10 protein-coding genes are annotated in these 13,803 nt (G+C 67.9%); 7 read left to right on the top strand and 3 right to left on the bottom strand.

The features are described 5' to 3' along the window. The first annotated feature begins 10 nt into the window (after positions 1-10). From asnB to ACLARN_RS03810, 7 genes are all read left to right on the top strand, one after another. Positions 11-1,939, top strand: coding sequence for an asparagine synthase (glutamine-hydrolyzing) (gene asnB, locus ACLARN_RS03840; RefSeq protein WP_409489877.1), 1,929 nt, complete (start codon positions 11-13; stop codon positions 1,937-1,939). A 148-nt stretch (positions 1,940-2,087) separates the two neighbouring features. Next, the gene (locus tag ACLARN_RS03835) at positions 2,088-4,265 is read left to right on the top strand and encodes a bi-domain-containing oxidoreductase (protein WP_409489876.1); all 2,178 of its coding nucleotides are present in this window, start codon (positions 2,088-2,090) and stop codon (positions 4,263-4,265) included. After that, positions 4,265-6,202, top strand: coding sequence for an alginate lyase family protein (locus tag ACLARN_RS03830; protein WP_409489875.1), 1,938 nt, complete (start codon positions 4,265-4,267; stop codon positions 6,200-6,202). Before ACLARN_RS03835 ends, ACLARN_RS03830 begins: the two co-directional genes overlap by 1 nt. Continuing rightward, entirely contained in the window at positions 6,199-7,728 is a 1,530-nt protein-coding gene (locus ACLARN_RS03825; protein WP_409489874.1) for a right-handed parallel beta-helix repeat-containing protein, read from the top strand. The genes ACLARN_RS03830 and ACLARN_RS03825 overlap by 4 nt, the downstream gene beginning before the upstream one ends. A 1-nt stretch (position 7,729) precedes the next feature. Further along, a complete protein-coding gene (locus tag ACLARN_RS03820; protein WP_409489873.1) occupies positions 7,730-8,950 on the top strand; it encodes an O-antigen ligase domain-containing protein in 1,221 nt (406 codons plus the stop codon). After that, positions 8,947-10,128 carry a glycosyltransferase family 4 protein gene (locus ACLARN_RS03815; RefSeq protein WP_409489872.1) on the top strand — a complete coding sequence of 394 codons (1,182 nt, stop codon included), beginning with the start codon at positions 8,947-8,949 and terminating at the stop codon, positions 10,126-10,128. Before ACLARN_RS03820 ends, ACLARN_RS03815 begins: the two co-directional genes overlap by 4 nt. Beyond that, complete coding sequence (locus tag ACLARN_RS03810; RefSeq protein WP_409489871.1) at positions 10,125-10,757, top strand: phosphatase PAP2 family protein; 633 nt, start codon at positions 10,125-10,127, stop codon at positions 10,755-10,757. The genes ACLARN_RS03815 and ACLARN_RS03810 overlap by 4 nt, the downstream gene beginning before the upstream one ends. On the opposite strand, the gene ACLARN_RS03805 is transcribed toward ACLARN_RS03810, so the two are convergent. The 3 genes from ACLARN_RS03805 to ACLARN_RS03795 all read right to left on the bottom strand — a co-directional run bounded on the left by ACLARN_RS03805 (position 10,744) and on the right by ACLARN_RS03795 (position 13,771). Continuing rightward, positions 10,744-11,220, bottom strand: a complete 477-nt coding sequence (locus ACLARN_RS03805; RefSeq protein WP_409489870.1) for a DinB family protein — start codon at positions 11,218-11,220, stop codon at positions 10,744-10,746. The genes ACLARN_RS03810 and ACLARN_RS03805 overlap by 14 nt on opposite strands. Before the next feature lie 9 nt (positions 11,221-11,229). Further along, positions 11,230-11,835, bottom strand: a complete 606-nt coding sequence (locus tag ACLARN_RS03800) for a hypothetical protein (RefSeq protein WP_409489869.1) — start codon at positions 11,833-11,835, stop codon at positions 11,230-11,232. Positions 11,836-12,325: 490 nt separating this feature from the next. Next, positions 12,326-13,771: a right-handed parallel beta-helix repeat-containing protein gene (locus ACLARN_RS03795; protein ID WP_409489868.1), complete on the bottom strand. Its 1,446-nt coding sequence runs from the start codon at positions 13,769-13,771 to the stop codon at positions 12,326-12,328. Positions 13,772-13,803 lie beyond the last annotated feature (32 nt).

Below are 13,803 nucleotides of genomic sequence, written 5' to 3'. Positions count from 1 at the left end.
GCGAAAGTAGATGTGCGGCATCGCAGGGGCCTACTTCTGGCCGGACGGGGGACCGCTCACCGATCGGCTCACCAAGATCATCGCCCACCGCGGGCCGGACGGTTCGGGGCGGTACGACCACCGGGCGGGTGACGGGGAAGTCCATTTAGGACACCGAAGGCTGTCGATCGTCGACCTGACCGAGACCGGCGCGCAGCCGATGGTCAAGGACGGCCTCGCGCTGACCTACAACGGCGAGCTGTACAACTCGCCGGAGCTGCGGAAGGAACTCGAAGCGGCGGGCGTGCGCTTCCGGGGGACGTCCGACACCGAGGTCCTGCTGGAAGCCTGGCGCAAGTGGGGCACCGAGGGCTTGCACCGGCTTCGCGGCATGTTCGCGTTCGGTGTCTTCGACGAGCGCACGGGCGCTTTGACCTTGGTGAGAGACCAGCTGGGCATCAAACCGCTGTTCCTGGTGCGCCGCGGCAAAGGCGTCGCGTTCGCGTCGGAGTTGAAGGCGCTGGCCGCGGAACTCGGTGGCTCGCTGACCGTCGACGACACCGCGCTCGTCGCTTCCCTGCTCTACTACTGGGTTCCGGACGGAAGGTGCGCGTTCACCGAGGCTGAGAAGCTGCCGCCGGGCAGTTGGGCGCGGTTCCGGCCGAACGGCGACGTCGAGCGCGGCACCTTCTGGTCGCTGCGCCAGGTCGCCGAGGAAGGCGCGGCCTTCGAGGGCGAGTTCGATCTCAACGCCGTCATCGAGGACTCCACGCGCAAGCACCTGATGGCCGACGTGCCGGTCGCGACGTTCCTCTCCGGCGGCCTCGACTCCAGCTACCTGACCGCGATCGCCGCTCGTGAGCAGCCAGGGATCTCCGCGTACACCATCGGTTTCCGGGCCGAGGACGCGAAGTTCGAGGCGATGCCGGACGACCTGATGTACGCGAAGAAGGTCGCCGCGAAGTTCGGGGTCGACCTGCACGAGATCGAGATCGCGCCGCAGGTGCTGGACCTGCTGCCGCGGATGACCTACCACCTCGACGAGCCGATCGGCGACCCGGCGGCGATCAACAGCTACCTGATCTGCACCGCCGCCCGTGAGGCCGGCGTCAAGGTGATGCTGTCGGGCATGGGTGCCGACGAACTGTTCGCCGGGTACCGCAAGCATCTCGCGAACAAGATCGCCGTGCGGTACCAACGGGTTCCCGGGCTGGTCCGCCGTCCCATCGAGTCCGTTGTGGACAGACTGCCGGTGGCGACGTCGAAGCGCGGGTTCCGCTCGGTCCGGTTCGCCAAGCGGTTCCTCTCGTTCGCGGAACTGCCGGAGGAGACCGCGTTCCGGCGCAGCTACACGATGTACGACCAGGCCGAGCTCGTCGGGCTGCTGAACCCGGACCTCGCGGGCGCCGTCGATGACGTGATCACCGAGCACGCGGACACCTATCACGACAACACGTTGACCGACTTCGTGAACCGCATGTGCCTCGCCGATTCCCGGCTGTTCCTGCCGGGACTCAACCTCGCCTACACCGACCGGTCGAGCATGGCCGCGTCCACCGAGGTGCGGACGCCGTTCGTCGACATCGAGGTCGTGAAGGCCGCGTTCCGGATCCCCGGTGACAAGAAGATCGTCAAACGCCAAGGGAAAATGGCGCTCAAGGAAGCGGCGCTGTCGATCCTTCCCGCCGAGATCGTGCACCGGCCGAAGGGGCTGTTCAGCGCTCCGCTGCGGGCTTGGATGAGCCGCGACCTCGCGCCACTGGTGCGTGAGGTGACGAACGAAGGCGAATTGGTGAAGGCCGGGTTCCTCCGTCGTGAGGCCCTGCAACGGCTCGTCGACGAAGACGCGTCCGGGCAGCAGGACCGGTCCAAGCATCTCTGGCACATCTTGACCCTCGAATACTGGTATCGCGGTGCCCTTGCGGCCCGATCTACCTCAGCTCGGCCAGGTGGGTCGTGAGTGGCGGTGTCGCGAAAGCCACTTTCGGGACATCAGATGTCCCGAAAGTGGCTTTCGCGACATGCTCGTGCGCCACTCACGACCCACCCGACCCGCGCGATACCTCCGCCTCCACCCCTCACCTTGCCTTACCCCCACTAGGAGCGACGTGAAGCAGGTAGTGCAGAACTACAAGAGCGGGGAGCTGGCGCTCCTCGACGTCGAAATCCCCGCGTGCAAACCGGGGGGTGTGCTGGTCCGCACCGCCTATTCGCTGATCTCCACCGGCACCGAGATGATGAAGGTGTCCGAGGCGAGTCTTTCCCTGGTGGGCAAGGCGAAGGCGCGGCCGGATCAGGTCGCGAAGGTGATGCAGAGCGTCGCGACGAACGGGCTGAGCGCCACCTACCGCAAGGCGATGAACAAGCTCGACTCGTACACGCCGCTCGGGTACTCGCTGTGCGGCGTGGTCGAGGAGGTCGGCGCGGGCATCGACGACGTCTCCGTCGGGGATTTCGTGGCGTGCGCCGGGAACGAGCACGCGCTGCACGCGGAACTGAACTGGGTGCCCAAGAACCTGTACTCCCGGGTGCCCGACGGCGTCGACCCGCGGCACGCCGCGTTCGGCACGGTCGGCTCGATCGCGATGCAGGGCGTGCGCCGCGGTGAACCGCAGATCGGTGACATCGCGCTGGTCATCGGGCTGGGCCTGATCGGCCAGCTGGTCGTGCAGCTGCTGGTCGCCTCCGGTGTCCGCGTCCTCGGCGTCGACCCGGACCCGACGCGCTGCGCGCTGGCCGAGCAGCTCGGCGCGCTCAACTGCGGCGACCCGGGATCCGGCGTCATCGACACGGCGGTCGCGGAGATCAGCGCCGGGCACGGTGTCGACCAGGTGTACCTCGCCGCGGGCGGCAGCACGAACGAGCCGGTGGAGCTGGCCGCGAAGCTGAGCCGCGACCGCGGCCGGGTGATCGACATCGGCAAATGTTCGCTGAACCTGCCGTGGAACGCCTACTACGAAAAGGAACTCGACGTCCGGTTCTCCCGCTCGTACGGCCCCGGCCGCTACGACCCGGAGTACGAACTCGAAGGCCGCGACTACCCGATCGGCCAGGTCCGCTGGACCGAGCGCCGGAACCTCGAATGCGTTGTCGATCTGATGGGCAGCGGCCGTCTCGACGTCGAGCCGCTGATCTCGCACGTCTCGGACTTCTCCGACGCCGTCGAGACGTACCGGAAGCTGAACGAGGGCGAGCTCAAGGCCGTCGCCGTGCTGTTCGAATACGAGAAGCGTGCCGCCGCAACGACCGAGCAGGTCACCTCGGTTTCCGTGCCGAAGCCCTCGACCGTTCGCGCGGCGCCGAAGGCCGGTGGCGTGCGGATCGGGTTCATCGGCGCGGGCAACTACGCGTCCTCCATGCTCCTGCCGCATCTGGCTGAGATGGAGCACGTCCACCTCACCGAGGTCGTCACCACCTCCGCGCTTTCGGGCGCGAACGCCAAACGCAAGTTCGGTTTCGCCCGCGCCACCACCGATCTCGACGCGATGCTCGAAGACTCCGCGATCGATGCCGTGTTCATCGTGACCCGGCACAGTTCGCACGCCGAGCTGACTCGGCGGGCGCTGCTCGCGGGCAAGGCCGTCTTTGTCGAGAAGCCCCTCGCGCTGTCGGAGAAGGAACTCGAAGTCGTGCTGGGCGCGATCGAGGAGTCCGGCAACGACCGGCTGCAGGTCGGTTTCAACCGCCGGTTCGCCCCGCTGCTGAACGAGTCGGTGCTCCACTTCGGACCGCGCATCGGCCCGGCTTCCGTGCGGTACCTGGTCAACGCCGGTCAGCTCGACGCGGGCAGCTGGTACAACCAGGCCGACAGCGAGGGGTCGCGGTTCGCGGGCGAGGGCGGTCACTTCATCGACACGGTCAGCTGGCTGCTCGGGTCCGACCCGGTGTCGGTGTACGCCACCGCGACGCCGGGGCACCAGGATCTCCAGATCCTGTTGCGCTACCCGGACGGCTCGACCGCGTCGATCGCGTACACCACCAGCGGTTCGTCGGCGTTCCCCAAGGAAACGATCGACGTCACCGCCGATGGGAAGGTGCTGAAGTTCGACGACTTCGCGCGCGCCTCGGTGTTCGGCCGCAAGAAGTGGGCCAGCTCCCGCATCCCCAAGGGCCGCGACAAGGGCCAGGCCGCCGAGCTCGAAGCGTTCGTCAACGCGCTGAAGACCGGGGTCTCGATGCCGGTCTCCGTCGACTCGCTCGTTTCGACGACGCTGGCCACGCTCGCGGTCAACCGCAGCCTCGAAACCGGTGCTCCGGTGCGGATCACCACAGAGGGGCTGGGCTAATGGATCCGTCCTGGTACCTGCGAAGACTGTCGCGGATGGGGCCTGCCGAGATCGCGGGCCGGGTCACCGACGTCGTGCGCAAACGCCAGTGGCGCGGGGTCGCGGGCGAGCAGGCGGTCTGGCTGCCGGACCGGCGGTTCGCGTCGGTGCCCGGTGACGAGGTGCTCGCCGCCGTCTCCGGTGAGGTGGTGAAGGATCTGCTCGTCAAGGCGGACCGGCTCATGGACGGCCGTGCCGAGTACTTCGGCGTCGAGCGGGACGACCTCGTCGACCCGGATTGGTCGTACGACCCGAAGACCGGTCGCCGCGCACCGTCCGATGTGTACTCCTTCGACATCCCGTATCGGAGCGAGGACGCGGTCGGCGACATCAAGCAGATCTGGGAGCCGTCGCGGCACCAGCACCTCACCGTGCTGGCCGCCGCGTACGCGCTGACCGGCGAGGACCGGTACGCCGAGCGCGTCGCCGCGCACCTGAAGTCGTGGTGGGCGGCGAACCCGCCGATGCGCGGGGTGCACTGGGTCAGCGGGATCGAACTCGGCATCCGGCTGCTGTCGTGGGTGTGGGTCCGGCGGCTGCTCGGCGGCTGGGCGCAGGCCCCGGCGCTGTTCGAGGACAACCCGGTGGCGCTCAACCAGATCTGGCATCACCAGCGCTGGCTGGCCGCGTTCCCGAGCCGGGGTTCGTCGGCGAACAACCACGTGATCGCCGAGGACGCCGGACAGCTCGCCGCCGCCTGCGCGTTCGACTGGTTCCCGGAATCGGGCCAGTGGCGGGACACGGCGCTGGCTTCGCTGGACAAGATGTTGCGGCACAACACCTTCGACTCCGGAATCAACCGTGAGCTCGCCACCGAGTACCACGGGCTCGTCCTGGAGTTGGGCCTTGCCGGGGCGCTGGAAGCGCAGGCCGCCGGTGTCGCGGTGCCCGAGTCGACCTGGCTTGTGCTGCTGCGGATGACCGACGCACTGGCGTCCATAGTGGACAATCGGCTGCGGCCGCCGCGGCAAGGTGACGCGGACGACGGCTTCGGGCTCATCGTCGACGGGGACGAGACCAGTCGCTGGGCGTCGTTGCTCAACACCGGATCAGTCCTTTTCGGACGGTTGGACTGGTGGCCGGAGGCGCCGGGCGGCGAGGTCCGCACGGCGCTCTTCTCCGCGCTGGCCAAGGACATTCAGATCGATTCGCGGCGTCCGGTTCGGCGTCGGGACGACTTCGCCGACGCCGGGATGACCATCCTGCGTGACGGCGAGATCTGGTGTCGCTGCGACGGCGGGCCGCACGGCTTCCTGTCCATCGCCGCCCACGCGCACGCGGACGCGCTCTCGGTTGAGGTCCGGCACGACGGTGTCGACATCCTCGCCGACCCCGGAACCTACTGCTACCACGGCGAACCGAAGTGGCGGTCGTACTTCCGGTCGACGGCCGCGCACAACACGCTCGAACTCGGCGGTACTGACCAGTCCGTCTCCGGTGGCCCGTTCCTGTGGACGAAACACGCCGTCACCACCGTGATCGCGGCCGGAACGCCGTCGCGCTGGAGTGCCGAACACGACGGCTACGCACCGGTGGTCCATCAGCGGTCGGTGGAGCTGGAGGACTCGACGCTGCGGATCCTGGACGAGGTCCGCGGCGGTGAGGCACAGCCATGCCGTCTCGCGTTCCACTTCGGCCCCGCCGTCGAGGTCGTGCTTTCCGGCGGGACGGCGACGCTGTCCTGGACGGTCGACGGCCAGGAGCGGAAGGCTTCGCTCGAACTGCCGCCCGAATTACGATGGTCGGCGCATCGCGGCGAGACCAGCCCGCCGCTCGGCTGGTACTCGGCCGGGTTCGGCCGCCGCGAGCCCGCGTGGACGTTGCTCGGAGCCGGAACCGGGGGCACGTTGTCCACCCAGCTCACCTTCGACACAGGTAACGAGGATCCCCCATTGTGACCGCACGACCGCATCGTCTCCGCCGGGCAGCGCTAGTGGTGCTGCTCGGCCCGCTGGCGCTCGTCTCCTGCACCACCCCGGCCGACGAGGCCGGGCCAGGACCGGATCCGGCGAAGGTGCCGTCCGGTTCGACAGCGCAGGTGTGCGACAAGTTGCCACCGGGTCCGGCGGAGGCGCCGGCGGGGGCGGTGAAGATCGATCCGGCGGTGCCGGGCGACCTCGCCGCGAAGACGCGGTCGAGCCCGGCCGGGACGACGTTCTGGCTGGCACCAGGCACGCACAGACTCGGCGACGACCGCTACGACCAGGTCAACCCGAAGGCGGGCAACGTCTACCTCGGCGGCCCGCAAGCGGTTCTCGACGGCCGGAAGATCAACCAGTACGCCTTCTCCGGCGACGCCGCCGACGTCAAGATCCGGAACCTGACCGTGCGGGGCTTCGCCGCACCGCACGACGAGGGCGTGGTCAACCACGATTCTGCCGACGGGTGGGTCATCGAGCACAGCGCCGTCCAGGACAACGACGGCGCGGCGCTGATGGCGGGCGCGCGGCAGCAGGTCCGGGGGAACTGCCTGCGGCGCAACGGGCAGTACGGGATGAACGCGTACGCGCAGAGCAACAAGATCACCGGTCTCGTGGTCGAGGGCAACGAGATCACCGGCAACAACACCGGTGACTGGGAAAGCAAGATCGACGGCTGCGGCTGCACCGGCGGGATCAAGTTCTGGTCGGTCGACGGCGCCGACATCCGGGGCAACTGGGTGCACGACAACCGCGGTGTCGGGCTGTGGGCCGACACGAACAACAACGACTTCCGCATCGAGGGCAACGTCATCGAGAACAACGACGGCTCCGCCCTGATGTACGAGACCAGCTACAACGCCGTGATCAGCGGCAACACCATCCGCCGCAACAACTGGGTGGACGGCAAGGGCTACATCGACCGCGGCGACAGCTTCCCGGTGGCGTCGATCTACATCTCCGAGTCCGGCGGCGAGCCGAGGGTGAAGGCACGCACGGACAAACTGGAGATCTCCGGCAACTCGTTCGAGAACAACTGGAACGGGGTCACCCTGTGGGAGAACTCCGACCGGTACTGCAACAGCCCGGCCAACACGTCGTCCGGCTCCTGCACGCGGCTGGTGCCCGAACAGGCGAAATGCGCGCAGCCCGGGATCGCGACGGGTCCGCTGAACGCGGACTGCCGGTGGAAGACCCAGCGCGTCGAGATCCACCACAACCGGTTCGTGCTCGACCCGGCTGTCGCCAACTGCGAAGAGAGCTGCGCGCGGATGGCGATGCTGGCAAACTTCGGCACGTTCCCGGAGTGGTCGCCGTACAAGGGTGAGGTCGTCCAGCAGGCGATCACCTTCGCCCAGGGCAACCGGCTCTACGACAACACCTACTCCGGGCCGTGGAACTTCGTGGCCTTCGAGCCGAGCCGGGTGCTGGGCTTCGGTGAATGGCAGGGCGCGCCCTACCGTCAGGACCAGGGCAGCAAGTTCGCGCGTGCGGGAGGTGGCTGACATGCTCGATCCCGCGGTCCGGGCCGAAGCGGCGATCCGCCGGAGCACCCCCAAGGCGGTCGGCGTCGTCTGGACGCTGCTGATCATCAACACCCTGGGCTCGACAGGCGCGAAGACGGTCATCCCGCTGCCGAGGTCGGTCAGCCAGCTGATCACCATGGGCGCGCTGTGTGCCGCGTTCCTGATCGCGCTGGCGCTGAACAGCAAGCTGCGGGTCAGGCCGAGCGCCTATCTCTTCCTGCTCACGCTGTTGCTGGTGCTGAGCATCGTCGCGAGCCTGAACCTGGAAGGCGGGTTCGGTGCGCTGTTCCGCTGCTTCCGGTTCACCCTGTTCCTCAGCACCCTGTGGTTGCTGACCCGCTGGTGGGACGGCGGCCTCGACCTCGTCCGCCAGCACATCCGCACCTACGGCGCGGTGCTGGTGACTGTGGTGATCGGGCTTGCGCTGAGCCCTGGCAACGCGATGCCGTTCGAGTACGGCGGACGGCTCACCGGGACACTGTGGCCGCTGACGCCGCCGCAGGTCGGCCAGTACGCGGCCGTCGTCATCGGCCTCACGACCCTGTTGTGGCTCGGCGGGAAACTGGACCGGCGGAACGCGCTGATCGTCATCGTCCCGACCTTCGGGATCCTGCTGCTGACCCACACCCGCACCGCGATGCTCGGCCTGGTCGCCGGGACCATCGTGGCGCTGATGTCGCAGTGGATGTCCAGCGCCCGCGCCCGCAAGGTGTTCACCGGGCTGGTCCTCGGCGGGGTGTTCGCCGTCGCGGTGCTGGGCGGGCTGCTCCAGGCGTGGTTCCTGCGGGGGCAGTCCGAGGAGAACTTCTCCAGTCTCACGGGCCGGGCGAAGGTATGGGACGCGCTGCTCGCCGCGCCGCGCACGACGCTGGAGTACCTGTTCGGCGTCGGCCTGACCGACAAGTCCTACGACGGGCTCCCGATCGACAGCAGCTGGCTCGCGGTCTACCACGAGCAGGGTTTCGTCGGGATCGCGATCGTGGCGGCGTTCCTGCTCGTGCTGGTCGTGGTCGCGGTGCTGCGGCCGCCGTCGCCCGCGAGGGCGTGCGCGATCTTCCTGATCACCTACTGTCTTTCCGCCTCCTACACTGAGGCGGGCCTCGGCGACGCGTCGCCGTACCTGCTGCACCTGGCCCTGGCCGCGTCGCTGCTGGTGCGTGTGCCCGCCGACGAACCCGAGTTCCTCAAGGAGACGGCGTGAAGGTCCTCGTGATCCACAATCGGTACAGATCCGAGCAGCCGAGCGGTGAGAACAACGTCGTCGACCAGGAGATCGCGCTGCTGGCCGAGGCCGGGCACGACGTCGGCCTCTTCGAGCGGCGCAGCGACGACATCGCGGAGATGTCCTTGCCACGCAAGGCCGTCATCCCGCTTCAGGTGCCGTGGAACCGGGCCGTGCGCGCGGAACTGGCCCGGCGTCTCGCCGACGACCGGCCGGACGTTGTCCACATCCACAACACGTTCCCGCTCCTGTCGCCTTCGGTGCTGGCCGCTTGTGCCGACGCAGGCGTGCCGACGGTCGCGACCGTGCACAACTACACCCTGATCTGCCCGCCCGGCACGCTGTACCGCGAGGGCTACATCTGCACCGATTGCGTGGGACGCACACCGATCCCGGCGGTGCGGCACGGGTGCTACCGCGGTTCGGGGCTCGCCACCGTGCCGATGGCGGCGAGCCTGATGCTGAACCGCAACCGCTGGTGGACCGGGGTTTCGCGGTTCTTCTGCATCTCGCGGGCGCAACGCGAGGTGCTGATCGCCGCCGGGATGCCCGCCGAGCGGCTCGCGGTGAAGTACAACTTCGTCGCCGATCCGGGCAAGACGCGCAAGGGCGCGGGGGAGCATGTGCTGTTCCTCGGCCGGATCACCGAGGAAAAGGGCATCGGCCTGCTGATGAAGGCCTGGGACCGGCTCGCCGCGGTGGGCGGCCCGTTGCCGCCGCTGGTGATCGCGGGCACCGGCCCGATGCAGGACGAGGTCGCGCACTGGGCACACGGCCGCGACGACGTCCGCTATGTCGGTCTCCAGTCCAAAGAGGAGTGTCGAGACCTGATCGCCCGCTCGAACGCCGTCGTCGCCCCCTCGGAATGGCTGGAGACGTTCGGCCTGGTCGTGGTCGAGGCGATGGCCGCCGGTGTCCCGACCGTCGCCGCGGCCCACGGCGCCTTCCGCGAACTGGTGGAAGACGGCGTCACCGGCCTGCTGCACGAACCCGGCGACCCCGAGTCGCTCGCGGCACGGCTGCGGGAGGTCGTCGGCGACGCCGAACGAAACCAGGAGATGGGCTGGGCGGCCCGGCTGGTGTACGAACAGGAGTTCACCCCGAAGATCGGCCTCGAGCGGCTGGTCGGCGGCTACCAGGCCGCGATCGACGCGTGATCACCGGTCCATCCGCGCTCCCGCCGCGGGCGCGGGTCCCGCTCTGGACTCTGGGCGCCTTCGGTTTCCTTGTCGCCCTCATCCTCGGCGTGCGCTACGCCGGGACCTCCCACACCGCCGGACTGGACGCCCTCCTGCTGCCGGCCATCGACCGCGTCGAAGGCCCGCTCTGGTACCTGGCGACCGCGATCGACTTCGCGGGCGAACCGGTGGGCGCCGTGGTGGTCATCGCGCTGTTCGGCTGGCTGTGCCTGCGGCACCGGCGGCCGCGAATGGCGATCCTGATGGTGGCCGCCTCCGGGGTGACGGTGGCGCTGACCACCGGCCTGAAACCCCTGACCGGCAGGCTGATCCACGGCGAATTCCTCTCCTATCCCAGCGGGCACACGGCATTCGCGGTGACCGTGGCGACGGTCGTCGCGCTGCTGGTGATCGACGTACGCGGTCTTGGGCCTCTTGGCGGGGCCGGGGTGCTGGCAGTGCTGGTCGCGTTCTCGGCGCTCGCGATGGGGTGGGCCGAGGTGGCGCTGGGGGCGCACTATCCGACGGACACTTTCGGGGGCTTCGGGGTGGCTGTCGCGGTGGTGCCGGTGGTGGCGTGGGCGGTGGACCGGCTCACTTCCCGGTGACGCCGTCGAGCAGTTCCCGGCCGACGTCCACGTGGCCCGCGTGCCGGGCGAAGCTCTGCGCGAGGTGGAACAGGACCCACTCGAAGGTCGGATGCTCCTCGACACCGCCACGTCTTGTCGTCCGGGCGGCCAGAGTGTCCAGGGGCGTGACCGCGGCCAGCCGGACGCAGTTCTCTCGTTCCCCTTGGAAGAACGCGAGGATCTCGCCGGTGGTCTCGTCCGGCGCGACGAGCCATTCCTGCTCGGCCGTCCCGGGCCAGGTGAAGTCGACCCGTTCACCTGCGAACAAATGCCGGATCCAAAAGCGTTCGGTGCAGGCGAGGTGTTTGACCATCCCGAGCGGGGTCCACCCGGACGGCACGAGGCTCCGGCGCAGCTCTTGTTCGGACAGCCCGTCGAGGTAGCCGAGGAGCAGCGCGCGGGTATCGCTGAGCACCGGCGAAGGTTCAGGCGTCTCTGCCATGCCCTCACGCTACGCAGCATGCTCGACGTCCGGGCGAGGGCGAGCCTGCGCGGTCCGGAACGCGGCTTGAAGCTCGCGCTCGACCTCGTCCGGCTCGGTGCGCAGCCGTGACGGCAGGGTTTGGAGCACGACGATCCCGGCGGCGACGTATCTCGCGTTGCGGGCGACGGTGGCGCGATGGTCTTCGAGGTTCGCGTGGTGGCGGTAGGAATCGATCTCCCAGGCGAAGGCGATCTCGTCGCACCAGAAGTCCGGGGTGGCGATGTAGTTCCCGTTGGCGTCGAAGATCGGGACGTTCCAGTGGCCTGGTGGGAGTCCGGAGCGTTGCCAGAGGCGCCATGCGTCGGCTTCGGCGACGGATCTGGCTCCAGCGAGGAGTGGGGTGAGGGCCTTCCTGGGCAGGGCGGTTCCGGCGCGTCCTGCTTGGTCGAGTTCGTGGGTGAGCATGTCGGTGGTGCAGAAGCGGCGTTGGACGGCCTCGGCCATCATCGCCTGGATCTCGTCTTCGTCGGTTAGTCGTCGGGCGGCGTCGATGACGGCTCTGGGGACCGGGGCGACCGGGAGACCGCCCTTCAGATGAGGGCGGGGCGGATTTCGAGTCCTTTCGACGTACACAAAGCCCGTCGTGACGACCCGGCGATCGTGAGGGACCAGGACGTGCACGTCTTGGGGTTGAGGTAAGCGCTCCAAACCATGACGGCGAAGTGCCCAAAGGCCGGTCAGAGTCGCCCCTTCTCGGCCGTGGAGCAACGCGCCCTGGAGCCGCTGCTCATCGGTGGGTTCTCCACTGTGAAGCAACACGATTCCGGGCAACAACCGCTGCCATGGGCCGCCGGGAGCACATCGGCGTCTAATGGTCCTGTCCGGCACTCCGGCGGCTTCAAGTTCTGCCGCCCGGAGGACCAGTGGGCCACGGGTCAGAAGGGGACTGCTCGTCCAGGTTCCTCGGTGCACCTGATCACCATGGACCCCACCACCGACAACATCGTTCGAGAAGGTGCATGAACGGACCTGTCATGACGGAATTCGGTTGAGTGGGGAAGATTCCGGACACTCAACGTCCGGAATCTTCCCCACTCGAAGCCACGCCCAGCCGGTCGCGACCTCAGCACCCACCATCCCCGAAAGAGCTACAAGCGTCCTGCGAGTAAGGAGCCCCCTGCCACCCAGAGACCCCCACCGTCCGCGAAGTGTCATGAACGACAAACCGCCAATCCCCCGTATAAGCGTTGTCGTACCACCGATTCTCCTGCCGAAAAGTCACCGCGTCCGAAACGACGGCACCGCGATAAGGCGACCACTCCGGATAGGTCCCGTAGTTAGCCAGCAGCGCCATCCGCCCGCAAAAGCCCGAGCAATCGGATCCGTGAGAGAACTTGTTGCCGTGAATGGAAACCCGCTGAGTCTTCCACCGGCAGTCATCGTACAACGGACGTGACGCGATCCCTGGCGCGGAACAGGAAGAGGCCGAAGGAACGAGAAGCGTGCACGAGCCGGACGAAGTGTTCGCCGGGCTGTTGCAGAAACGGTCCGCGTTCTCCCACAGGGTGATTCCGGCCCAGTTGTCCTCGAAGACGTTGTCGACGATCTCCACCAAGGAAGTCCGGGCCTTCAACCGAGGTTCCCCGCCCGATTCGGAAAGATAAATCGTCCCGACCGGGAAATTGTCGCCACGCGCGGCGAAAGCGCGTCCCTGGACAAGCGTGTTACGCCGGAAGGTGTTCCCGCGGACCACGAGGTTGTAGGAGATCTCGTAGAACAACGCCTCGGACTCGTTGTCCTCGATCAGATTTTCTTCGATGACGAAGTCGTTGTTGTTCGTATCCGCCCACAGGCCAGCGCCGTGGTTGTGGTGGACCCAGTTCCCGCGGATGTCGGCGCCGTTCACGGCCCAGAATTTCGCGCCACCGCTGCAACCGCAGCCGGGATTCTTCTTTTCCCAGTCGTCGGTGTTGTTCCCGGAGATCTCGTTGCCCTCGACGAGCAGTCCGGTGATCCCGTCGCCGGCGCGGTAGGCGTTGATGCCGTACTGCCCGTTGTTCCGCAGGCAGTTCCGCCGGATCTCCTGGCGCGGTCCCGCCATCATCGCGGCGCCGCGGTTGTCCTCGATGGTGTTGCCCTCGATGATCCAGTGCTCGCCGGAGTCGTGGTTCACCACACCCTGATCGTGTGGCGCCGCGAATCCGCGGATCGTGAGGCCGTGGATGACGACATCGCGCGCCTGCTGGGTGAACGCGTAGCGGTTGACGCCGCCACCGTCCAGGATCGCGCCGGGTGCGCCGAGGTAGGCGTTGCCGTCCTTCGGGATGATCTGGCCGAATTCGTCCGGGCCCAGGGTGTGCTTGCCCTCGGTCAGCCAGAACGTCGTGCCGTCCGGGAGTTCGCGCGTCTTCGCGGAAAGATCGGTCCCCGGGGAGATGACCACGGCGCCATCCGGTTTCCCCGGGCTCACCGGTCCCGCGGCGCAGACCGCGACAGGAGAAGCCGCAGCCGGTAAGGCCGTGACGACTCCTGTCGCGAGCAGCATCAAGATGACCAGGAACGCGGGCATACCCGAAACGGTAAGCCACTATGGACGGTCCC

Source organism: Amycolatopsis sp. cmx-11-12, assembly GCF_046269425.1.
Classification (GTDB): Bacteria; Actinomycetota; Actinomycetes; order Mycobacteriales; family Pseudonocardiaceae; genus Amycolatopsis.
This window is presented reverse-complemented; position numbering and strand designations above follow the sequence as displayed.